Here is a 23,834-nt window from a genome sequence, read left to right as displayed (position 1 = left end):
AAGAAACGCTTCCATCGATAAGCATAAAATTAATAGAATAAAAGCTTCTCTTGATATAAAAAAACACTTTATGTTAAACAATTCTACATATCACTCTTAGTTACCTTTAAACAACAAACTGGCAATTTCAACTGCAGATCCCGCAATAACAACACCAATCGCCCACCGTACAAACGTATCTTTTTCGATATAACGCCCTGCGTAGCCAATTGCTAAGCACAAAAGTATTACAGCAGCGGCAATAGGGATAATTGTAATTAATTGGTCCTTAAAAGTCTCTAAAACCTTTTTTGTATTTCCCAAACCATTTACTTGAGCATACACAGGAGATGATAAAAACACAGCTGTCATTGCGGCAATTGTGATGATTGTATTATTAACTACCACCTGAAGAATATTTATTTTTTTCATATTGTTTCCCTAATCCATATTACAATTGATACGAAGAGTTTCTCTTTTTGCTATAAATAAAATCCTTATCGATATATACAGATCTCTATAAAATTATTGAAACTCAGAAATCCTCTTAAATAAGAAAGAATATATCACGATCTATACTCATGGTTTGAACAAGACGTTGGCAATTTCGACTGCGGATCCCGCAATGACAACGCCAATCGCCCACCGTACAAACGTATCTTTTTCAATATAACGCCCTGCATAACCAACTGCTAAGCACAAAAGTATTACAGCAGCGGCAATAGGAATAATTACATTCAACTCACCCTTGAATTTTTCTAAAATACCTTTTACCTTATCTAGTTTTTGTGCTTGAGCACATAAAGGATGAGTCATAAAAAACACAACGGCTATTGCCATAATTTTCATGAATTTATAATTAACTATTGCTCCAAGAGTATTTGATTGTTTCATATTATTTACCCCAATTCAGATTATAACTGGTACGAATAACCTCTTTTTTTCTATGCAAATAATATCTTCATTGATATGTACAAAGACATTGAAATCTAGGTTTTTCTTTTCGCACGATTTTCTTCTATGATTCATTCTCATTTCGTAAATAACATATTGGCAATTTCAGCTGCAGATCCCGCAATGACAACACCGATTGCCCACCGTACAAATGTATCCTTTTCTATGTAACGTCCGGCATAACCAATTGCTAAGCACAGAAGAATTACAGCAGCGGCAATAGGAATAATTGTGCCCAACTCGGTCTTGAATTTTTCTAAAATAGTTTTTACTTTATTTAAATTTTGTGCTTGGGCACATACAGGATGAGCCATGAGAAACGTAGTCAAAATTACAACAATTTCAACGATTTTATAATTCACTGTTGTTAGAAGAATATTTGCTTGTTTCATGTTTTTCGTCCTGATTAAGTTTAAAACTGCCATAAACAACTCCTCTTTCATGAAGAAATTTAAAGAGATATTTCGGATCAGCCCAAGTTCTCAATTTACCTCTTTGTGTAAGAAGCGTATATTTATTGGGACTGCCGGTTATTGGATCATCTGCAACAAATGTAAAGTACCACTTTCTTTCTGAGCACATCACAATCGTAATCTCACGCGCTACCTTTTGATTAAACGCTATATCAACACTATTTTGTTCTATCATTTTCATTATTTCTGCCCTTAATTAGAAAAAATTTACTCAATCTTATACTAATTAGAGCTTTAACACTTCTTTATCTACTTTCCATCTCTGTATCTTATCAAAGTCATAGTTCTAATCCATAAATGCAGTCAGCACTATTCCTGTTGTCTTTCCGATGAAGAAGAATCTTCTACTGTGAAAGCATCATGAACACCACTTGCTTTATGGGCAAACACATCTGCTAATTCTTCTGAGGAGGTCGAAAGAGACTTCGTTTCAATTTTCTGTTTTGACTCTTCTGCATAAAGCTTCACAGGTTCTTGCGATTCCTCATCTAAAAGCATAAGATTCTTCACTCGGACACGTGAAGCAACTCTCTGCACATCAGTACCAGTAAAATCATTTTCGAAATTTTCCACATTATAAAAACCCAACGCATCCTGCAATGCAGTTCGCTCAGACTCATATCTCGATGCCATTTGCTCGTAACAACGTGTTAAAACAGTTCCTACAACTTTAAGACTCTTACAAAGACTAAACATATCAGAGAAAGAGACACCAAACCGCCCCAGATTTCCGACATCAATTTGTCGTAAGTTTGCGTCAAAATTATGTCTATCCTGTCTAAATTGATCAGCTATTACGATTGCTTCTTTCAACAGGGATATCTGATGTGATAATCCACGATTATCATTCACACCCGTTGTGTAGATATCATTCCGCGCCTCCTGCATGATAACAGTCGAAAACGACATAAGACATGCAACAGACGTACAGAAAGCAGTAAGCATCATGAGATTTGGAACAGTCATAAGCAATACATCCGATGATAAAAAATTTTACTGATGTAAGTATTGAATCTGCGTAGCTTCTCTGACTGCTGCTCCATTACGTTTCTACAGATTCGCAAAGCGAAATCGTTCAGCTTAGAATATTTTTTGCAACCATAGATCTGACTTTTAACGTATGCTAATATCCGATTGGCTGGGCAAATATATGAAACAAACCCACAACCAGTATTATAGTCATTATATTTGTAGAAAGGGAAATTACTTTTAAACAATAATCGTTTTGAAATAGCTACAAAAGCTAATTGTCTTGTATAATTCTCCGATTGTCTAAACCTTTTAAGAAAGTATGGATATGAAGAAGAAATCTGTTGTGTCGGGAAGTATTTTTTATTGTTAGAACAAAATGCACTATCATTATGTAAAGAAGGCTTGCCCTTTGTCATGTATTGCCATAGTTTATAAAGTGGCGATTTATATTCATTTCTGACCGCTGATTCATGAGATTCAGAGAGGTGCAGGAGTTCTTTTACACTCCGGTTACCAATTTCAATGATCGAATTGAGAAAGGGAATGATTGTGACAACTGAGACACAAACGAACAATTCTTCGTGGTTCAAAGCACATCTCCATCAAAATGATATATTCGTCATAGTTTTAATTTCGATAACAAATAGGCAAGACTTGTATATAATTGTGTTTAAAGTATGGCAAATCACAATTCTTTTTTTGCAAGGGGAGTAATTAAGGTGAATGATCTCAAAAATATGAATTTTGATGAGTTACAAGAGATGCGTGCCCAAATCGATGTGGAATTAAAAAAACGGCAGGCAAAAGAGAGGCAGAATGCACGGCGGAAAATTCTTGAAATTGCTAGTGCACATGGAATTGATATCGCTGATCTTGTGAATAAAGAGCGTCATTATAGAAATCCCAATAACCAATGGGAATTGTGGAATGGGCGTGGGCGTAGACCTAAATGGATTAAAGAATGGTTGGAGAATGGTTATACGCTTGAAGAATTAGAAGTGACATAATACGTATGCGATATTTGCAAAGTGAAGGAATAGCAAGAAATATGAACTTAAAAAGTGTATTTTTTTGGGTGATTTAATGTATAAAAAGCTAAGTTATCAAATAAAGTCATAAAAGCACAACAACTTTGCTCAAATACAAATAGTATATCAACATAATAACTGTTGCTTTTATTCTATTTGCTCGCCAAAAATATTGCAGTTGCTCTCATATTAAGGTGATGTAGGAGAAGCGTTTTTACTCTTCATCTTAAATAGTTTTGTTTCTATATTGCTTCCTCTTGTAACGTGCAAGAGAATAGTTTTTGTTGATTTGTCATAAAAAGATTAAAACCAACGAATTTTACTGTATTTGAAGGTTTAACTCGATATGTAAAATTGATAAATTACCGTTGTAAATAATATTTTGTCAGGCGCATGTCTTTATATTTTTGAAATTCTGCTTCGTCATTAGTCTGGTGCTTTTATGAAGTTAACTGGTCTTTCTCTTTTAAAATTATATACATTAGGCATCATATTTTATCTTTTTATTGTTCGTGTGGTTTTGATGAGAAAATATCTTAGAAAATAAAATTTTTGTGGCTAATATTAGTCTAATATAATTTTGTGACACATTGTGAAATGTTTGTTATCAGGTTTTGTTATCTGTATTAATGGAATTTAAAGAGCGCGTTGAAAATAAAAAGGTGGAGAAACTTTTTAACTTCTATCTACATTTCTTTTGTGTGGGAAGTGGTAGATTGCGACGTATCAGTTGTTACATAATATGATGGCATAGGGTATTGGCAGCTTTATTGTATATCATAACGAATTTTCTTAAAATCTTGATATTTCAAATTAAGCAGAGAGCTTCTTTTGATAAAAGAAAGAGAGTCTTATTCGTGATGACAAAAAATAAAAGAGTACGACTTTTATTCATTTTTCTTAAATGGGAAGCCCATGAAGGAGGCGCGGAGCATTAGGAGTGAGTCCGGCAGCCTCCTGAATAAAATATTTTTTTAGCTTTGGTGCCTGATTGACAATTCCAAGACCAGTATCACGGAACATTCGTAAGAAGAGATTATCGTTAGAAAAAAGTTTATTAAGCCAGTCATTACTTAAAGCCATACGCACAGTTTCAAAACGTCTCCAGCTTTGGTAGCGTTCTAGAGCTATGAGGGATCCGATATCGAGACCCAACCGTGCTGTTTCGATAATAATTTCAGCGAGTGCGGCGCTGTCACGTAGCCCTAAATTGAGTCCTTGTCCTGCAAGAGGATGGATTGTGTGGGCAGCATCGCCAATGAGAGCAAAACGAGGTTTGATGCAGTGACGTGTTAAAGAAAGACTCAAGGGAAAAGCTTGACGCTCTCCATTCCAGGAAAGTTTTCCAAGTCTATGACCAATGCGTTTTTCGAGTTCTGTTTCAAAAATAAGAGCGTCAGCTTTGAGGTAATATTGCGCCATTTTATGGTGTTCATTCCATACAATAGCAGATCGATTGCCTTTGAGAGGGAGAAGAGCGAAAGGTCCGGCAGGTAAAAAATGTTGAGTTGCTTGTCCATGATGGGGATTTTCATGTTCAATAGTGCAGATAATTGCCGTTTGTTTATAAGGATGAGAAAAGTTTTTCAGGCCTGCTTTTTCACGTAATTTTGAATGTGCTCCGTCGGCTGCAATCAGCAACTTCGTTTGCCAAATGTCTTTATTGCTTAAAGTGATAGTTGTATGTTGGTCTTCTTGGTGAAAATCAATGACTCGCATGTTTGAAATAACAGCGATGTCGAGATCTTTTATACGCTTTTTTAAAGCATGGATGAGCTCTCCATGTTCCACCATAGTAGCAAAGGGTTCGTTGGGGGTGATATTTCCTTCAAAGGTTAAAAAAATTGGTTTGACTGGATCATTTGTGCATGAATCCGTGATGATCATAGAATGAATGGGTTGGGCATAAGGTTTTATATGTTCCCAACATTGCAATTGTTCTAACATACGAATAGAAGCAGCAGAAAGGGCAATAGTTCGTATATTGGAAGCGGGGAATTCTTCTTGAGGAGCAGCATCAACGATATTAATTTTCAGTTCAGGAGCTGATTGCTTGAGTGCTATTGCCAGTGTTAAACCGACAACCGCTCCCCCAGCAATGAGAAGATCGCATTGTTTTATATTTTTATTGGATTTTATTTTTCTATTGTTTTTTTCACTTTTATTAAGATCAGAATACACAATATTTTATTCCATTGTTGGTAATTTGTTTGTTCTTAAACAGGATATTTTTCTTTAACATGCCCTTTTCATAATATCGTGGTTTTCTCTTTGCTCTACAGAACTAGATTCCTTGATTTACACAGATCTATGAAACAAGAAGACTTTTTGGTTTATTCCTCCTGATAACCACTTATGGGATTTACTTCATAGCTTCACTAAGCAAATCTTATCCTAAATATTCTGTTTAACTTTACACTTTGTATACTTGTATACTTAGTTGATGCAAAAGAAAACTGAAATCAAACAACGATGACATTCTATTTTTCATGATGCATGAAGATGTCTTAGTATCACTATTTTGAAGGATAATTTTTTATGACACTCTACAGGGTAAGCATTTGTTATGACTATGATGGTTAAAACTGTATTAATGTTTTGCGGTCATAATTTTACAACTCTTTAATGCGAAAATTTTGTATTTGGAATTAATGGATGCACCAAAGTTCTTCTCCTTATGATTCATTAGAAGCGCAAAAATCTTACAGTTCACGGCTTATTGAGATGTTTTTACGCCAGATTGGTGTTTTCATTGGGCTTGGGCTTTTTGGCTTCGTTGTTTTTTGCGTTTTTGCTTTGGCAACTTGGAATGTTGCAGATCCATCCTTAACCTATGCAAATACAAATAAGATTACAAACTTTATGGGGTGGCCAGGGGCAATTTTTTCAGATTTTGTTATGCAGTTTTTTGGTTTGGCAAGTCTTGGTGTTCTTTTACCGCCACTATTTTGGTCGTTTCTTTTGTTGGCACAAAAGGATATCCACAATTTGATTTTTCGCCTTTTTTTATGGGTGGTATCTACAATTTGTTTTTTAATTTCTTTTGCCCTTATGACACCTATTGCTTCTTTTACGTATTGGCCATTGCCGATGGGCTTGGGGGGAGTTCTGGGGGATAAAGTTTTAAGTGCTGCTTCTTTCATCTTTCCTGTTTTTCTTTCTCCATTTCAAAATGTGCTTTTGAGTATGCCTTTTCTCCTTTTAAGTTTTTTTATTGCTGCTTTTGCAGGCAATGTGGTGTGGCGACGCCGGACAAAGAAAAGTAAAGCAAAAAGTGCTCAGAAGAACGAAAACGTTTATCAAGTTTTTGAAGTATCAGAAGATACAGAATATGCCGCAGAGGGGGTGCAGCACGGTTTTTTTGTTACAACTTTTGGAGCCATTTTACATCTTTTTTATTTTTTACAAGCGCGCTTTTTTCGCCTTTTCTCCTTCAAAAGTCGCTTTAAGAGACAAGGAAAGTCATTTGATCGGATTGAACCGGTTTTTCTTGATGAAAAAATGAAAGATCAAGAAAGGCAAGATAAGGCACTCGGTTCTCCCGTGAAAACCCGTGTTTTAAAGTCTTTAACGGCTTCTTCCAACGGGGGGTTTCTTCTTCCACTTTTGGATTATCTTTCTATTCCACCTCCAGCAGTAAGGGATGCAAAACTCTCTCCTGCTGCCTTAAGAGCAAATTCACAGGAACTTGAAGGTGTTTTGTTAGATTTTGGAGTGAAGGGAAAAATTATTGATGCACGTCCTGGTCCGGTGGTGACTTTGTATGAATTTGAACCGGCAGCTGGTATTAAGTCTTCCCGTATCATTGGTTTGGCAGATGATATTGCACGTTCGATGCGTGCGATTTCAGCGCGTGTTGCTGTGGTTCCAGGACGTAATGTGATTGGAATAGAACTGCCCAATGCAACGCGTGAGATGGTTTATTTACGGGAAATGTTGCAGGCACAAGAATTTATTGAGAGTAAAGCAAAACTAGGGCTTGCTTTGGGCAAGACTATAGGGGGTGAGACGGTTATCGCAGATTTAGCAAAAATGCCGCATCTTTTGGTCGCTGGTACAACAGGATCGGGAAAATCTGTTGCTATTAATACGATGATTTTATCACTTCTTTATCGCATGACACCCGAACAGTGTCGTCTCATCATGGTGGATCCGAAAATGCTTGAACTTTCGGTTTATGATGGCATTCCCCATTTGTTAACACCCGTGGTAACAGATCCTAAAAAAGCCGTTATTGCGCTTAAATGGGCTGTTCGTGAAATGGAAGAGCGCTACAGCAAAATGTCAAAAGTTGGTGTCCGCAATATTGATGGATTTAATGCGCGTCTCAAAGAAGCCGAAAATCAGGGAGAAACAATAACTCGTACAGTTCAAGTTGGATTTGATCACGAGACGGGTGAACCTCTTTATGAGACAGAAACGCTTGATTTTAGTCCTATGCCCTATATTGTTGTCATTATTGATGAAATGGCTGATTTGATGATGGTCGCCGGCAAAGACATTGAAGGGGCTGTGCAGCGCTTAGCGCAAATGGCGCGTGCCGCTGGTATTCATGTGATTATGGCGACACAACGTCCTTCGGTGGATGTGATTACTGGAACGATTAAAGCCAATTTTCCTACACGTATTTCTTTTTCTGTAAGTTCAAAAATTGATAGCCGGACAATTCTTGGTGAACAGGGAGCTGAGCAGTTGTTGGGACAAGGTGATATGCTCTTCATGATGGGAGGAGGGCGTATTCAGCGTGTTCATGGACCTTTTGTGGCTGATGATGAAGTTGAGCAGGTTGTGGTGCATCTCAAAGCGCAAGCACGGCCCGATTATTTGGAAAACATTACGCAGGAGATTTCAGAAAATGATACAGATACTTCTTCGATTTCTTCTGCAGCAGATGATCCCTATAGTCAAGCGGTTGCTATTGTTCTGCGTGATCGTAAGGCCTCAACCTCTTATATTCAACGCCGTTTAGGCATTGGCTATAACCGTGCTGCTTCACTGATTGAGCGGATGGAAGAAGAGGGTATTATTAGTCCGGCAAATCATGCAGGGAAACGGGAAATTTTGGTGCCTGCCGAAGAAGAACGCTTTTAAAATAAAAGCTTTGTATAGTTTTTAAAAACAATATCTTTCTCGTTTAAAGGAGGGTATTTATCTATCATTCGCTGTTTTAGCAAGGTAAAACAGTATCGCTTGGGAGCATTTTTTTATGGGAACGTTTTTTTTACTGCGGAGAAAAATCTTTGCATTTGCTGGAATTATTGTTTTTGGGAGCTTAACTTTTCCTGCTGTTTCACAATCATCTCAACAAGTGGTAAGAGCGCAGAACGTTGTCAATCGCTTTGCAGCGATTAAAACAATGACAGGTGATTTTATTCAGTTTAGTCCAAAGGGAAAAACGTCTCAGGGGACATTTTATTTAGAGCGTCCAGGAAAGATTCGTTTTATTTACAAAAAATTACCTTTACAGATCATTGCAGATGGTCAATTTGTTGGCATTAACAATCGTGCTCTGAATACGTGGAATTTTTCACAGCTTTCTCAAACGCCAATGAAGTTTTTGTTGGATGATAAGATTAATGTTTCAACAGGGCGTTTATTAGCATTTCGTGAAGATCCAGGGGCGGTGACAATTGTTCTGCGGGATAAAAGCATTGGAGCAGGGCAAATAAGGATGGTGTTTGATTCTAAAAACACACTTTTACGGCAGTGGACAATTGTTGATCAACAAAATCTGGAAACTACTGTTCAAATCATGAATGTACGGACGGGCCTTAGGTTTGCTGATGGGATGTTCACGCTTCCCTCAAAAAAATAGTGCACTGTTATAGTATCGGAATTGAAACGAATGTTCTTTCGTATTGCGACTTGGAATATTAATTCTATCCGTTTGCGTCTTGCGCAGGTTTTTCAGTATTTGGATATCTTTGCGGCAGATGTTTTGTGTCTACAGGAGACAAAATGTCCAGATGCTTTATTTCCAGTTGAGGCTTTTGAAGCGGCTGGATATAAGCATATCGCATTGAGCGGACAAAAATCTTACAACGGTGTAGCGGTTGTATCCCGTTTGCCTTTTAAGAGTGTTGAAAAGCGTTCTTTTTGTCAAAAGGAAGATTGCCGTTACATTTCGGTTATTGTTGAAGCCCATGGCAGAGATGTGAGGATCCATAATTTCTATGTTCCCGCTGGGGGTGATGTTCCTGACGCCGATGTGAATGAAAAATTCCGTCATAAACTTGATTTTTTAGAAGAAATGTCTTCCATTCGCGCTGATCAGGGAGATGGTCTTTCTTCCCTTTTGGTGGGTGATTTGAATATTGCGCCTTTGGCAGAGGATGTTTGGTCTCATCAGCAATTGTTGAAGGTTGTAAGCCATACACCCATTGAAACTGAGCGTTTACAGGCTTTATGTTGCCAAGGTGGGTGGGTGGATCTGATGCGGTTGCATATTCCCATTCCTACCAAGCTTTATACATGGTGGAGTTATCGTGCACGTGATTGGGCGCTTGCGGATCGTGGGCGGCGGCTTGACCATATTTGGTCTTCTCCAGATCTCGTTCCTTTTATGGAAGATCTTGCGGTTTTTCGTGTTGCACGCGGGTGGAAGCAGCCTTCAGATCATGTTCCAGTACAAACTATATTTGATTTTTCACGTCAAGTCTGAAATAAGAAGTAAATAAAGTATTAATAATAGTATTGATTCTGAAAAAATGCAGGAGATTAAATGCATATCAGAAATCGCAAAAGTATTGCTTTTAATAGATTACTCTATAGTGTTTTGCTGTGTTTTTTTATATTATCAGGATGTATGGTTGGTCCTAATTACCAGAAAACATCTTTTCGTGTTCCAACAAGTTGGGGTGAACAAACTGCGCAGACGTCTGGGCGTGCGGATGTGCTTGCAGGATGGTGGCGGCGTTTAAATGACCCTGTTTTAAATGCCTTAATGAATTATGCGATTTCTGAAAATAATAGTGTTGCCGTTGCCAAAGCACGGGTTCGTGAAGCGCGGGCTAGTTTAGGGCAAGCTGTGGGATCTCTTTTGCCCAGTGTGTCAAGTTCAATTTCAGGAACACGTAGTCATTCTGAGCAATCTGATGCGGTTTTCAGTCAATATCGTAGTGGGTTTGATGCGAGTTGGGAACTTGATTTTTTTGGTGGGCGTAAGCGGGCGGTGGAAGCAGCACGTTATGGTCTTGACGCGGCTGTGGAAGATATGCGTGCAACAATGGTGACGCTGTTGGGAGATGTGGCAACAAATTATGTTCAAATGCGTGGTTGGCAACAGAAATTGTTGATTGTGCGACAAATTGCTTTATCTCAGCGTAAAACATATGAATTGATGCGTGCCAAATTGAAGGCTGGTGATATTTCTGAGCTTGATGTTTCAAATGCCCAAGCACAAATGGCAAATACAGAAGCAGATATTTCACAAATGGAAGCGAATTTAGCGATGAGCATTCATCGCCTTTCTGTTTTAACTGGTCGTGTGCCTATGGCTTTGAAGGACCTTTTGCAAAAGAATGCTAAGCACGCAAAGATTCCGCAGCCAAAGTGGCCAATACCAGCGGGGATTCCAGCTGATATTTTGTTGACGCGTCCGGATTTGCGACGGGCAGAACGTCAATATGCCCAAGCGACAGCACGCATTGGTCAGCGTGAAGCGGATCGCTATCCCTCTCTTTCTTTGACTGGGAATATTTCTACAGGTGCAACGGCAATCGATCAATTATGGAAAAATTCAACGATTGGATGGTCTTTTGGACCGGGGATTCGTTTTCCTTTCTTTAATGGAGGGCAGGTTGTGGCGTCTGTGGCGGTAGCACGTGCACAGCGTGATCAAGCTTTTATTACTTATCGGGCTGCTGTATTAGGAGCTCTAGAAGACGTGGAAAATGCGCTTGTGAGATTGACAAAAGAGCACCAGCGATTAGAAAAGCTTATTGTTGCAAATAAAGCTTCGCTCCATTCATTAGAACTTTCGCGGAGTCTCTTTGAAAATGGAAATACCAGCTTCCTTGAATTGTTAAATGCTAATCGCTCTTATTATTCTTCGCAAATGGCGCTTAAAGATAGCCGTGTTTCTTTGGTTACTCAATATATTACCTTGATGAAGGCATTGGGTGGTGGTTGGGATGGTGTGGTTGATGTTTCACGTCCGGAAGTCGTTGATGGTGCACCCCGTTCGCATACGAGAGTAGGGCAATGAAAAAAAGTTTTATAAAAAATTTCATTACAAAACACAAAAAACTTTCCTTATTTTTAACTGGTATCCTTCTTCTCCTCTTTTTTTTATGGCTTCGTTCTGTTTTTTGGGGCACATCATCGCCGGTTTATATGACAGCAGTGGTGAAGCGTGGTGATATCGAGGAAAGTGTTTTGGCTTCTGGTCTTGTGCGTCCTTATCGGTTGGTAGCTGTTGGTGCACGTGCAACAGGGCGGGTGGTGTCAATGCGCGTTTTCCCAGGAAGTGTTGTGAAAGAAGGGGATCTTTTGGCAGAAATTGATCCTACAGATCAAGAAAATGATCTGAAAAGAAAAAAAGCAGCATTATCCCATTATTATGCGAGTTTGGTAGAACAAGAAGCTTATCTTTCTCTTGCGCAGAAAAATTTAGAGCGTCAGAAAAAAATGATTGAATCACATGCAATTTCACGGGCTAATCTCGATGATGCTGCAACACAAGTGAAAATACGCGAAGCGCAGATTGCTCAGCTTCGGCAGCAGATTGTACAAGCACAGATTGATGTGGACAGTGCAGAGGTCAATCTAGGGTATACTCGGATAACTGCTCCTTCAGCGGGAACAGTTTTAGCAACGGTTGTAGAAGAAGGGCAAAATGTTAATGCGGTTCAATCGGCACCAACAATTGTTATTTTAGGTGATCTGTCAAAAATGACAATTAAAGCACAAATTTCAGAAGTCGATATTCTTAAAGTCCAAGCCGGACAACCTCTTTATTTTACCGTTTTGGGAAATTCGCAGCGTCGTTATGAAGGCGTTTTAGAAAGGGTAGATCCGGCTCCCGAATCAATTCGCGCTGATGTGAGTATTAATCCCGGTACTGTGGGGGGCTCTAGCGCTCTCATATCTTCGGCTATCTATTATAATGGGGTTGTGCATGTTGATAATGCGGATAATTTTTTGCGGACTTATATGACCGCACAAGTTCACATTATCTTAGGGCGTGCTCAGAATGTTTTGTTGGTTCCAAGTGATGCTTTACGCGATGAGACAAAAGAACGTAAAGCATGGGTTTCTGTTTTGGAGGGGAAAGATAAGGTGGTTGCAAGACAGGTGACTGTTGGGCTTAATAATAAAGTTATGGCAGAGATTGTTTCAGGACTTAATGAGGGTGATGTGGTGATTACAGGTTCGCGCGATGGAGTGATGCCAGATATTCCTGATGAACATCACGAAGATGAGAGCTAAAGCATGAAAGCAGAGAAAGCAGATGCTGTCCTCGTGTTGGAAAATGTTGTGCGCAAGTTTCCCGCCGGCGAAACATTTGTCACTGTTTTGAAAGATATTAATTTAACCATTAAGCGTGGTGAAATGGTGGCAATTGTGGGGGCTTCTGGTTCAGGAAAATCCACCTTGATGAATATTTTAGGCTGCCTTGATCGATCAACCTCTGGGCGCTATTGGATTTCAGGAAAAGAAACAGCCTCTCTTACTGCTGATGAATTGTCTGCTTTGCGGCGCAATCATTTTGGATTTATTTTCCAGCGTTATCATTTGTTGAATGAATTGACAGCTCTTGGCAATGTCGAAATTCCAGCTATTTATGCAGGGTGTGCACCGAGCGAAAGAAAAAAACGTGCACAAGATCTTTTAACGCGTTTAGGTATGGGGGATAGAGTAAATCATCGTCCAAATCAACTTTCAGGTGGTCAGCAACAACGTGTGTCTATTGCCCGTGCCCTGATGAATAATGCAGAAGTTATTCTTGCTGATGAGCCAACCGGTGCATTGGATAAACAGAGTGGTCAAGAAGTGTTGCGTATTTTGGATGAGCTTCATCAAGAAGGGCGCACCATTATCATTGTAACGCATGATATGCAGGTGGCTGAAAGAGCAGAGCGTATTATCGAAATCAGTGATGGAGAAATTATTGCTGATAATGTCTCAAAAGTTATAAAAAAAAGGCGTGAGGACAAACCTCTTCAGGAAAAACAAAATCTGAAAGACCAAAAGTTGCTTGGTTTTTTTCGTTCTTTTACGGAGCGTTTTCGTGAAGCCTTTATTATGGCTTTGTTGGCAATGAATGCGCATCGCATGCGGACTTTTTTAACAATGCTTGGGGTGATTATCGGTATTGGGGCGATTATTGCTATGGTGGCTTTGGGAAATGGTACACGAGAGAAAATTCTAGAAAATTTTAAAAGTTTGGGTTCTAATACATTAACAATTTTACCTGGAAAAAGCCTCTCTGATCCACAAGCAGAAAAAATAACAAGCTTGGTGGAAGCGGATGCAGAAGCTCTCTCTGGATTACCTTATATTTCTGGTGTAACACCTCAACTTTCAACGAGTTCTACCATACGTTTTGGTGACGTTGCAGCTAATGCTATGATTTCTGGGGTGGGAGAACAGTATTTTCAAACACAAGGACTCAAAGCTGTTCAAGGGAGATTGTTTGATCAGAAAAGTGTGCATGAGCGAGCCATTGATCTCGTGATCGAAAAAGAAGCACTTTCTGTGCTTTTCCCTCATAGTCATGAGAATCCCATTGGAAAGGTTGTGCATGTGGGTAATGTGCCCGTGCGTATTCTTGGTGTTGTAGATCCGCAACATATGGGAGGTACTTCAAATACGTTGCAGGTTTATTTGCCCTATACGACAGTGCAAACGCGTTTTCTTGGAACGACACAAGTTCGGGCAATTACGGTTAAACTTGCTGATCATATTGATTCACATTTAGCTGAAAAGATGGTGCGGCATTTTCTCATTATGCGCCATGGTGGAGAAGATTTCTTTATTAGAAGTTCAGAGTTTTTTCGTGAGCGTATTATGGAAAGCACACATATCTTAACGCTTTTAGTGTCTTCAATTGCAGCTATTTCACTGATTGTCGGTGGTATTGGAGTGATGAACATTATGCTGGTCACTGTTTCTGAACGGATTAATGAAATTGGGGTGCGTATGGCAGTAGGAGCGCGCCAAAGTGATATTTTGCAGCAATTTCTCATTGAAGCAATTTTGGTTTGTATGATTGGTGGTGGTATTGGGATTCTGTTTGGGCTTTCTATCGGTGGTTTATTTCTTCTATTTAAGGCGCCTATCCACCTGATTTATACAATCGATTCGATCATCCTATCCCTTACTTTTTCCACCCTTATTGGGATATGTTTTGGCTTTTCGCCAGCGCGGCAAGCTTCACGTTTGGATCCTGTTGTCGCACTCTCACGCGATTAAGCTTTAATCATTGTAGTTAATACGGTTGTTGTTATGCTTTTTATTTGGATGAAGCGTTTATGAAGCGAAACATGGCGGGGCAAAGTTTAGCATTATTCGCTGCCCTTTTTAGAAAATGCTTACTTCGTTAAGTGGAGCGTGTTTTATATAACGTTAAAGGATGAAGTTTTACGGCACAACCTATCATGAATAAATTGCCCTTATATTTTGTAGCTATACAAATATGGTGTGTGATGACTTGAGGGTTTTAATCTAAAAATAGAAGGGGAAAGGGGGCGTGAAGAGTGTGTCTGTTAACGATAAAATAATAAACAAATGCGTCTAAACACCAAACAGCTATATTCAAAAAACGAATTGGTATACAAAGCGTGTTGATCTCTGTAGTTTTCCTTTTGTTTATTCGTAGACGGGTTCTTTTTTTCATAAATTGTATGGTAAAGGGAGGGATGTGGGTATTGGTAACCGTTTGGTTTAGGATGCTTTATGGCTGTATGTGACGGAGATATAGGTTCCTACGAAGCTGGAGCTGCGTAGGAAGAATGAGATGAATACATTTAGGGGCTCATACTGCTGGGAATGTTGATAACTGCATTGTATTATTATGTGTCGGTATAGCCGGTAATTGGTTTTATGATATGCTTTTATTGCGTTTAGCACCAGACGATATTGAGCTTAAATTTTTCCAATAGATAAACATCAAAAAGAAGCTCACCAAAATAATAAAGCAAATCTCTACATTCTTGTGAGTAATTACTTGATATTTATTAGAGATGAGGAGAAAGCAGATTCTACTCTTTTGCTGATAAGTAAAACTTTCTCAGTTTATTTTGTTGCGCGTAATATTCTCTTGTAAAGAGTCAGCGCATTCAGTAAATCGAGTTATCTAAAGTCTTTTGGATGGAACAATAAGCATTGACCAATTTTTCTAGACTCGATAGTTAGAGATGTTTTTAATGGGGGGAAAGCATGACGCTGCAATCGCTTTTACAGACATATCGTGATGAAGCGCGTACCGAACGAGACAAAGGTACATATTTTGAGCGTTTTGCCTTTGCTTATTTGACGCATGATCCTCTTCAGTTTGATCAGTATGAAAAGGTTCAAACCTTTAAAGATTGGGCGCATGAAAATGATTGGGATGGTCGTGATACTGGTATCGATCTTGTGGCAAAGCTTCGCGATGAAGAGGGGTTTGCGGCAATCCAATGTAAATTTTATGATGCAGCATATCGGATTAAAAAAGCAGATATTGATAGTTTTATTTCGGCATCAGGAAAAGTTCCATTCAAGCGGCGTGTTGTTATAGACAGTACTGAAAGTGCTTGGAGTGATAACGCTGAAACAATGATACGGGGGCAGGATATTCCTGTTATACGGATTAGTCTTTCCAATATGCAACAAAGTCCGATCCGTTGGGAAACTTTTGCAGCCCAGGGCAAAATTGTGCTGGAGGATAAAAAGAAAATCCGTCCACATCAGCAGGAGGCATTGCGTGATGTGCGTGCTGGGCTTATGGAAGCAGATCGGGGTAAGCTCATTATGGCTTGTGGTACCGGTAAGACATTTACCAGTCTTAAAATTTCTGAGGATTTGGTGGGTGAAGGCAAGTTTGTCTTGTTTCTTGTTCCTTCTCTTGCGCTGATGTCACAGACGGTTCGTGAATGGACAACGGATGCAGAAATCGGATTACGCTCCTTTGCTGTCTGTTCAGATACACAAGTGGGAAAGCGTCGTAAAAATAGTGATGATGTTGCTGAAATTGATGTGTTTGATCTTGCTTTTCCGGCGACAACCGATGCTGCTAAACTTGCAGAAAAGGTGGGTAAGAGTGTTGCAGATAGAATGACCGTTGTGTTTGCAACCTATCACTCGATTCAGGTGGTTGCGGATGCTCAAAAAAATTATGGTTTACCAACATTTGATCTTATTATTTGTGATGAGGCGCACCGTACAACAGGGGCAACGCTGGTTGGAGAGGATGAATCCAATTTTGTTAAGGTGCATTCCAATGATGTTATTCGTGCTAAGAAGCGCCTTTATATGACAGCAACACCGCGCATTTTTGGTGATAACGTCAAAAGTCGCGCTCATGAAGTTGATGCGGTTCTTGCTTCGATGGATGATGAAAAGCTTTTTGGTAAAACAGTTTTTTATAGGGGTTTTTCATGGGCAGTACAAAATGATCTTTTAACGGATTATAAGGTTATTGTCTTAGCAGTGGACGAACAATTGGTCAGTTCAGCTGTTCAGAAGCGTCTTAGTGATGGCAAGTCTGAGCTTGTTCTTGATGATGCAACAAAGATTATTGGCTGTTATAAGGCGCTGACAAAACAAGATCTGAAGGCTGATGTTGGTGCGGATCCACACCCTATGCATCGTGCTTTGGCGTTTTGTAAAACTATTCAAAGTTCTAAATTGGTGCGTGATGAATTTTCTGGGGTTGTTAGAGAATATCTTGAGTATACGAAAGAGAATACGGAAAATGAGCACTTTCTGAAGTGTGAAATTGAGCATGTTGATGGCACTTTCAATGCGAAGGATCGTGGTGCATTACTTGATTGGCTGAAAGCTGATAGTGGTGAAGATGTTTGTCGTATTTTGACCAATGCTCGGTGTTTGTCTGAGGGGGTCGATGTTCCGGCTCTTGATGCGATCATGTTTTTAAATCCACGCAAGAGTCAGATTGATGTTGTGCAATCCGTTGGACGTGTGATGCGTCGCTCTGAGGGCAAAAAGATGGGGTATGTCATTTTGCCGATTGGTATTCCCTCTGGGACTCCAGTGGAACAGGCTTTGAACAACAATGATAAATATCGGGTTGTTTGGCAAATTTTAAATGCTTTGCGGGCGCATGATGATCGTTTTGATGCTACAATTAATAAGGCATCACTAGGGCAAGATATCAGCAGTAAGATTGAGATTATTGGCGTCACGCAGAGTACTGAGTTACAGGCTGTTACGGCTGTTGTAGACAATCTTCCACTACGCGCACAACCCGCACGAGCGGGAATTGGAACACCGGAATATGATTTCACTCTTACCGATGAAGCACAAGGAGAGCTTTCTTTCTCTGTGGATGAACTTTCTCGTGCGATCATGGCAAAGATCGTCAAGAAATGTGGGACACGTGATTATTGGGAAGATTGGGCGAGCAACATTGCTGAGATTGCCAAGAATCATATCACGCGGTTAACAGGTATTCTGGCAGAGCCAGATACTGAGGCGCGTCAAGCCTTTGACAAGTTTGTAGCAGAACTGCGTGATGATTTAAATGATGCGATTACAGAGGCTGATGCGATTGAGATGTTGGCACAGCATATTATTACGCGTCCTGTCTTTCAGGTGTTGTTTGAGGGGTATCAGTTTACACGTGAGAATCCTGTCTCGCGTGCTATGCAGCGTATGCTTGATGTGCTTGATGAGGCGAATCTTGATAAGGAATCCAAAGACCTCGAGAAATTTTATGCAAGTGTAAAGTTACGCGCTAGTGGAATTACGGATCCAAAAGCAAAACAGAGGTTGATTATAGAGCTTTACGATAAATTCTTTCGTTATGCTTTTCCACGCACTGTAGAAAAACTAGGCATTGTTTATACCCCCATTGAGGTTGTGGATTTTATTCTGCACTCTGTCAATGATGTCTTAGAGCAAGAATTTGGGCAAACGCTTGGCTCATCTGGTATTCACATCATGGATCCCTTTACAGGAACGGGGACTTTTATCACGCGGCTTTTACAATCGGGTCTGATAAAACCAGAAGAAATGAAGCACAAATTTTGTCATGAAATTCATGCCAATGAAATTGTGCTTTTAGCCTATTATATTGCAGCCATTAATATTGAGACAACCTATCATGGTCTGATGGGGGGAGATTATGTTCCCTTTGAGGGAATTTGTTTAACCGATACATTCCAGCTTTATGAGCAAGAAAAAGACCTAATCAGTGATTTGCTGGTGGATAACAGCACACGTCGATCACGCCAGAAGGAACTGGATATTCGTGTTATTGTTGGCAACCCTCCTTATTCGGTAGGGCAAAAAAGTGAAAACGACAATGCGAAAAATATTGGTTATCCTAAATTGGATTGTCGCATTCGTGAAACCTATGCCGCTCAATCTAGTGCGAGCAATCTTAATAAACTTTATGACAGTTATATTCGTGCCATTCGTTGGGCAAGTGATCGCATAAAAGATTGTGGTGTTATTGGTTTTGTTTCTGGTTCAGGTTATGTTGAAAAATTATCAATGGATGGACTCAGAAAAAATTTGAGTGAGGAATTTTCGAGTATTTATGTTCTCAATTTGCGGGGTGATATTCGCAAAAATATGTTGAGCAAAGGGCTTGCTCAAGAAGGACAAAATGTTTTCGGAAGTGGAAGCATGACAGGTATTGCTGTGACACTGTTTATCAAAAATCCAAATGTCACTGAGCAGTGCGAAATTTACTATTATGACATTGGTGATAATCTCACGACAAAAGACAAACTCTCTAAACTTCAGCGGTTGTGCAGTGTTGGTGGGATTAAGCGTGAACACGACTGGCAGATGATTACGCCAGATGAGCATGGTGATTGGCTGGATCAGCGCAACAGTGATTTTGAAAAATTTCTAGCCTTAGGTGATAAGAAGGGCAGTGATAAAAAGCTCTTTGAAAATTTCTCTTGTGGTATTTCAACTAGTCGTGATGCGTGGACATATAATTTTAGTCATGAATACCTAGCGGATAATATGCGTAACACGATAACTTTTTATAACAATGAAGTGGAACATTTTAATAATGCTTATGCGCATTCTGACCGAAAAGTGCGTGCAAATGCTGTAAATGATTGTGTCAATACAGATGCTAGAAAGATCAGTTGGAGTAGTAGTCTTAAAGAAGAGTTAATAAGGGGAAATTTTTCCGAATTTAGAAGTAATTGTTTAGTGCAAAGTCTTTATCGTCCTTTTACACGACAGTGGCTCTATTATAATCGTATCTTTAATGAGAGAGTTTATCAAATGCCGCGTATATTCCCTATGGAAACAGCGGTTGAGAACAGGGTAATACAAGTTACAGGAGTTGGAGCAAGGAGTGGTTTTTCTGTCCTGATGACTAAGAGTTTACCCAACTTGGATGCAATGGAAAAAGGTCAATGTTTTCCAAGATATATTTATGAAGATGCTGCATCTTTAGAAGAGCAAGAGGAGGATCAGGTTCATTTGTTTGCAAATTTTGCAGAGGAAAGCAAAAAAGCTGGTTTGCAGCGGCGTGATGCACTCACGGATGAAGGGTTGGCATATTTTAAGGCTGCCTATCCTGGTGAAATGATAACAAAGGATGATTTGTTTTATTATGTTTATGGGATTTTGCATTCTGAAGATTACCGTGCGCGTTATGCGCATAATTTGTCTAAAGAATTGCCACGTATTCCAACGGTCAAAAGAGTAGAGGATTTTTGGGCTTTTGTGACAGCGGGGCGGAAGCTTGGTGACTTGCATATGAATTATGAAGAGGTTGAGCCCTATCCTGTTACCTATAAACAAGGTGATCCACGCACTTGGATGATTTCTGATGAGAAGAGTTTCTATCATGTTGAAGCGATGAAATTTGCCGGTAGGCGCGGTGCTATTGATAAAAGTACAGTGGTTTATAATGCATATATCACGATGCAGAATATTCCTCTTGAAGCTTATGAGTATGTGGTCAATGGCAGACCCGCTCTTGAATGGGTTATGGAACGCCAGATTGTCAAAACGGACAAAGCGAGTGGGATTGTTAATGATGCTAATCACTATGCTGTTGAAACGGTGGGTAATCCGGCCTATCCTCTGGAATTGTTTCAGCGGGTTATTATGGTAAGCTTGGAAACAATGAAAATTGTTCGCAGTCTGCCAAAATTGGAAGTGAGAGAAACTGAAAATGTTAAGCTATCCATTGGGCCATAAAACAGCGCTTTTTGAGGTGCGGTGAGAAAACAGCTTCGATAGAAGGCCTTGAGATAGAGCTTATGGAAAGCTTTCTACGTGAGGTGTTTTTAGCGGGTGTGATGAATATTTAGGGCAGGGATTGCTTGTCGAGCTTCATAGAGTGAACTGCGGTGCGTGGTCAGCAGGTGGAACTTATGAGATAAGAAGCCGGATTGTTGAAAAATCGAAGGAGATTAAGAAGCTTTATTTTTTAGGGTGGAGAGGAAATCAATTCCTCTTAGTCATCAAAATTATTCGCTTGCGCGTCATAGGTGTGGGGCTGCGTTTGGAGACTGAAGAAAGACGTAAAAATGCCTTTTATGAATGTTTTCGAGTGCTTTTTGCATCGGGTTGGCAAAGAGCAATGGTGCCGCTTGTGACAAATTTTTTAAAAAAAGTGGCAAATTTTTTAGAAAACCCGAAGGGCAAAGATCAGAATGCGGTTCTGATGTATACTTGAATTGTTTTGATATATTGGAATAACAGAATACGTATTTGATTGATCTGTTGTATTGTGTTTTCATTGCCGCTCTTTTTAACAGGATAAGCAATGAAATTGACGTTAGGCATGAGATATTTAAGCTCACGCAGAGAGCGCCACATATGGTAATCGTGGGTGACGATATAAACTGTTTGGTAGCGGTGTTTTTTGATCCAATCTGCGCTTTCTTCGGCATTGCCTTTTGTGTTAATCGCTTTATGTCCGATGTCAACGCAACAGGTAAAGAGCTGCGAGGTGATATGCGTATTATGCCTCAGTCTCTGGAGATTGGTTGTTATGTTGACTCCACTAATCAAGAGCCGCGAACCAAGCCCCTTTTGTAAGAGTTTTAGTCCTGCTTCTATGCGTTTTTCTCCTCCCGTAAGAACGATGATTGCATCTGCTTTTGGCAAAGGATTTGGTGGTTGAAGTTGTTCGGTTTTTTCAGAAAAAACTATAAAACCGACACAAAAAAGAAGAATGACCATTAAAAGGGCAAATGCTGTTGGTGGGAAATAGCGCAACAAATAGCAAAGATGCCATAGATTGGTATGTTTCTGTTGAGGGTGCTCTAAATTGCTTTGCGTCATGATTTGGAATTATATGAGCCGTAAGTTATAAAAATTAAAATAAGCCGTTTTCACATTGATCTATTTTTTTAAGCTGTGCCAGAATAGTCATTCGGTTTGTCAGTGTGGTAAGAAAAGAAACGAAAAAAATAAGGCCAATAATCTTTCCATAGGGAAGAGAACTTATAGAAATATATCCAAACAAAGCGGTTATTTGGCTGGTTTCCACTCTCCCTAGGTTATAGTTGGTCCACAAGGTAAAAGCGGCAAACAGAAATGCGCTTGTGATACCACCGTATAACGCTCCACGTAGTGCAGTTTTAAAAAAATGCCAGTCGAATTGTCGTGCAATGAAAAGGGTTTCCGTGCCTAGAAAATATAAGACATTGATAATATGGACATTCTCTGCCAGCGCATTGCGTGTGGCAAAGATAATTGTGAGTATCAGTGAGGCTAGAACCAATGTTAAAATTGAAAAGCCAATAAAAACTGTTGTATGTGCCATTGTTGAAAAACGGTTTACCCAAACACGGTGATCATCAAACTGGCCTCCTGGAATTTGTGTTTTAATGGCGTCATTGATTGCACGAAAATTAATTTCTTCATTCTCTTTCAGTGTTACGATAATAAGGCGGGGAAGGGGCAGTTCATTTAAGCTTAATCCCTTTCCAAGCCATGGTTCGAGCAATTTTTCCGTAGCTGTTTGATCAACAATGGTGGCATCTCGCACACCATGAAATGTTTTAACCAATTTAACTGCATCACGAAGGGCTGTTTCGATATCAACATTGTCAATGGGGCGTATTTGAATGGTTGCTTCATAGCTGATTTGATTGCTCCAGCTGTTAGCAGCACGCTGTACCAAATCAACACCGATTAATGTGAGGCTTGAGAGAAATGTCATAATAGCAATCACTGCAACAAGTGCTTGACCAGAAATGTTGCTGCTGGGAATAATAGCTGTTGCGTTTTTTTGATTGCTTGTAAAAATAGGGAAAGACTTATTCATGAATTGTCATCCGTCCGTTATGGAGAAGCATACGCCGTGCTGCGACTTGTTCCATCAGTGCAATATCATGGGTGGCAATGACGACAGCCGTTCCAAAACGGTTTAATTCTATAAACAAGCGAAGTAGGCGTTTTGCCAAAGGTGGATCAACATTTCCTGTCGGTTCATCGGCAAGCAGGATTTCGGGTTGGTCAATGAGTGCACGCGCAATGGCTACTCTTTGTTTTTCGCCGCCAGAAAGAACCGGTGGTAAAACATGAATGTGATCTCCAAGTCCTACCCAACAGAGAAGATCTTCCACTTCGCTGCGATAAGTTGCTTCTTCTTGCCCTTTAATGCGTAAAGGTAAAGAGACATTTTCATAAGTGGTCATGTGATCAAGGAGACGGAAATCTTGAAAAACGACACCGATACGTTGTCGTAGTGCGGGGAGCTCTTGTCGTTTGAGTAATGCTGTATCGTTTCCAAACAGATCAATATGACCGCGGGTTGGTTTGAGTGCCAAAAACATAAGACGCATCAATGACGTCTTACCGGCTCCAGAGGCGCCTGTGAGAAATTGAAATGATCCAGGAGGAATATGAAAGCTAATATCACGAAGGACTTCAGGGCCCATTCCGTAGCGCAGACCAACATTCTCAAAATGAATCACTTTTCGTTACCACTTCTGCTTTTATATTGCACCATTGTAAGGATTTTTGCTCCCATTATTCTAGGTTTTTGTTCGGTTTATACTTTACAGTTCTCAATATTTTTTCTTTCACAATTTCTCATTTTTTATTGAGAAATATTGCTTGTAAGAATATTGTTGATCGTCACATCTCCTTATTTTACCTTTATTTATGATTTTAGCAGGAATTCCAAGGTGTTTCTAGCAGAAACATGAAGGCTTTCACTCGAGTTTTGTCGGTTTAGCAGTGATCTTTTTCGTTTACTGGTGTTTTTCTTCTTCACCCTTTCTTGGTGACTTTAGCAAGAATGCCGAGATAATTTTAGCAGGAAGGCTAA

General features: G+C 39.6%; 18 protein-coding genes. 9 read left to right on the top strand and 9 right to left on the bottom strand.

Annotated features, from left to right (window positions below; translation table 11 throughout):
- Positions 1-96: 96 nt before the first annotated feature.
- The 5 genes from trwL (J7R13_RS00970) to J7R13_RS00950 all read right to left on the bottom strand — a co-directional run bounded on the left by trwL (J7R13_RS00970) (position 97) and on the right by J7R13_RS00950 (position 2,372).
- Positions 97-411 carry a VirB2 family type IV secretion system major pilin TrwL gene (gene trwL, locus J7R13_RS00970; protein ID WP_208437064.1) on the bottom strand — a complete coding sequence of 105 codons (315 nt, stop codon included), beginning with the start codon at positions 409-411 and terminating at the stop codon, positions 97-99.
- Between the two features lie 147 nt (positions 412-558).
- Positions 559-873 carry a VirB2 family type IV secretion system major pilin TrwL gene (gene trwL / locus J7R13_RS00965; RefSeq protein WP_208437063.1) on the bottom strand — a complete coding sequence of 105 codons (315 nt, stop codon included), beginning with the start codon at positions 871-873 and terminating at the stop codon, positions 559-561.
- Between the two features lie 137 nt (positions 874-1,010).
- On the bottom strand, positions 1,011-1,325 hold the full coding sequence (gene trwL, locus J7R13_RS00960) for a VirB2 family type IV secretion system major pilin TrwL (RefSeq protein WP_208437062.1): 315 nt from the start codon (positions 1,323-1,325) through the stop codon (positions 1,011-1,013).
- Positions 1,285-1,587 carry a KorA family transcriptional regulator gene (korA, locus tag J7R13_RS00955; RefSeq protein ID WP_208437061.1) on the bottom strand — a complete coding sequence of 101 codons (303 nt, stop codon included), beginning with the start codon at positions 1,585-1,587 and terminating at the stop codon, positions 1,285-1,287. Before korA ends, trwL (J7R13_RS00960) begins: the two co-directional genes overlap by 41 nt.
- Positions 1,588-1,715: 128 nt before the next feature.
- Positions 1,716-2,372, bottom strand: a complete 657-nt coding sequence (locus J7R13_RS00950) for a lysozyme family protein (protein ID WP_208437060.1) — start codon at positions 2,370-2,372, stop codon at positions 1,716-1,718.
- A 725-nt stretch (positions 2,373-3,097) separates the two neighbouring features.
- On the opposite strand from J7R13_RS00950, the gene J7R13_RS00945 reads away from it, so the two are divergent.
- Positions 3,098-3,385, top strand: coding sequence for an H-NS histone family protein (locus J7R13_RS00945; protein ID WP_208437059.1), 288 nt, complete (start codon positions 3,098-3,100; stop codon positions 3,383-3,385).
- Positions 3,386-4,306: 921 nt separating this feature from the next.
- On the opposite strand, the gene J7R13_RS00940 is transcribed toward J7R13_RS00945, so the two are convergent.
- Positions 4,307-5,587 carry a ubiquinone biosynthesis hydroxylase gene (locus J7R13_RS00940; protein ID WP_208437058.1) on the bottom strand — a complete coding sequence of 427 codons (1,281 nt, stop codon included), beginning with the start codon at positions 5,585-5,587 and terminating at the stop codon, positions 4,307-4,309.
- Between the two features lie 474 nt (positions 5,588-6,061).
- Here J7R13_RS00940 and J7R13_RS00935 point away from each other — a divergent pair, with 474 nt between their 5' ends.
- The 8 genes from J7R13_RS00935 (at position 6,062) to J7R13_RS00900 (ending at position 21,227) form a co-directional block, all read left to right on the top strand.
- A complete protein-coding gene (locus J7R13_RS00935; protein WP_208437057.1) occupies positions 6,062-8,497 on the top strand; it encodes an FtsK/SpoIIIE family DNA translocase in 2,436 nt (811 codons plus the stop codon).
- Positions 8,498-8,612: 115 nt separating this feature from the next.
- On the top strand, positions 8,613-9,221 hold the full coding sequence (locus J7R13_RS00930; protein WP_208437056.1) for a LolA family protein: 609 nt from the start codon (positions 8,613-8,615) through the stop codon (positions 9,219-9,221).
- Positions 9,222-9,251: 30 nt separating this feature from the next.
- A complete protein-coding gene (locus J7R13_RS00925) occupies positions 9,252-10,067 on the top strand; it encodes an exodeoxyribonuclease III (RefSeq protein ID WP_208437272.1) in 816 nt (271 codons plus the stop codon).
- 60 nt (positions 10,068-10,127) lie between these two features.
- The gene (locus tag J7R13_RS00920; protein WP_208437055.1) at positions 10,128-11,612 is read left to right on the top strand and encodes an efflux transporter outer membrane subunit; all 1,485 of its coding nucleotides are present in this window, start codon (positions 10,128-10,130) and stop codon (positions 11,610-11,612) included.
- Positions 11,609-12,835 (top strand): efflux RND transporter periplasmic adaptor subunit, encoded by a 1,227-nt coding sequence (locus tag J7R13_RS00915; RefSeq protein WP_208437054.1) that lies wholly within the window; start codon positions 11,609-11,611, stop codon positions 12,833-12,835. Before J7R13_RS00920 ends, J7R13_RS00915 begins: the two co-directional genes overlap by 4 nt.
- Before the next feature lie 3 nt (positions 12,836-12,838).
- Positions 12,839-14,821, top strand: coding sequence for a MacB family efflux pump subunit (locus tag J7R13_RS00910; RefSeq protein WP_208437053.1), 1,983 nt, complete (start codon positions 12,839-12,841; stop codon positions 14,819-14,821).
- A 966-nt stretch (positions 14,822-15,787) separates the two neighbouring features.
- On the top strand, positions 15,788-20,746 hold the full coding sequence (locus tag J7R13_RS00905; RefSeq protein WP_208437052.1) for a DEAD/DEAH box helicase: 4,959 nt from the start codon (positions 15,788-15,790) through the stop codon (positions 20,744-20,746).
- A gap of 142 nt (positions 20,747-20,888) precedes the next feature.
- Positions 20,889-21,227: a hypothetical protein gene (locus tag J7R13_RS00900; protein ID WP_208437051.1), complete on the top strand. Its 339-nt coding sequence runs from the start codon at positions 20,889-20,891 to the stop codon at positions 21,225-21,227.
- Here J7R13_RS00900 and J7R13_RS00895 read toward each other — a convergent pair.
- From J7R13_RS00895 to ftsE, 3 genes are all read right to left on the bottom strand, one after another.
- The gene (locus J7R13_RS00895; RefSeq protein WP_425523220.1) at positions 21,200-21,775 is read right to left on the bottom strand and encodes a YdcF family protein; all 576 of its coding nucleotides are present in this window, start codon (positions 21,773-21,775) and stop codon (positions 21,200-21,202) included. The genes J7R13_RS00900 and J7R13_RS00895 overlap by 28 nt on opposite strands.
- Before the next feature lie 97 nt (positions 21,776-21,872).
- Positions 21,873-22,826: a cell division protein FtsX gene (locus J7R13_RS00890; RefSeq protein WP_208437049.1), complete on the bottom strand. Its 954-nt coding sequence runs from the start codon at positions 22,824-22,826 to the stop codon at positions 21,873-21,875.
- A complete protein-coding gene (ftsE, locus tag J7R13_RS00885) occupies positions 22,819-23,478 on the bottom strand; it encodes a cell division ATP-binding protein FtsE (protein ID WP_007552938.1) in 660 nt (219 codons plus the stop codon). Before ftsE ends, J7R13_RS00890 begins: the two co-directional genes overlap by 8 nt.
- Positions 23,479-23,834: the final 356 nt, after the last annotated feature.

The organism is Bartonella taylorii 8TBB (genome assembly GCF_902825155.1).
GTDB lineage: Bacteria > Pseudomonadota > Alphaproteobacteria > Rhizobiales > Rhizobiaceae > Bartonella > Bartonella taylorii_A.
The sequence above is the reverse complement of the archived record's forward strand: the minus strand, read 5'-3'. Positions and strand labels throughout refer to the sequence as shown.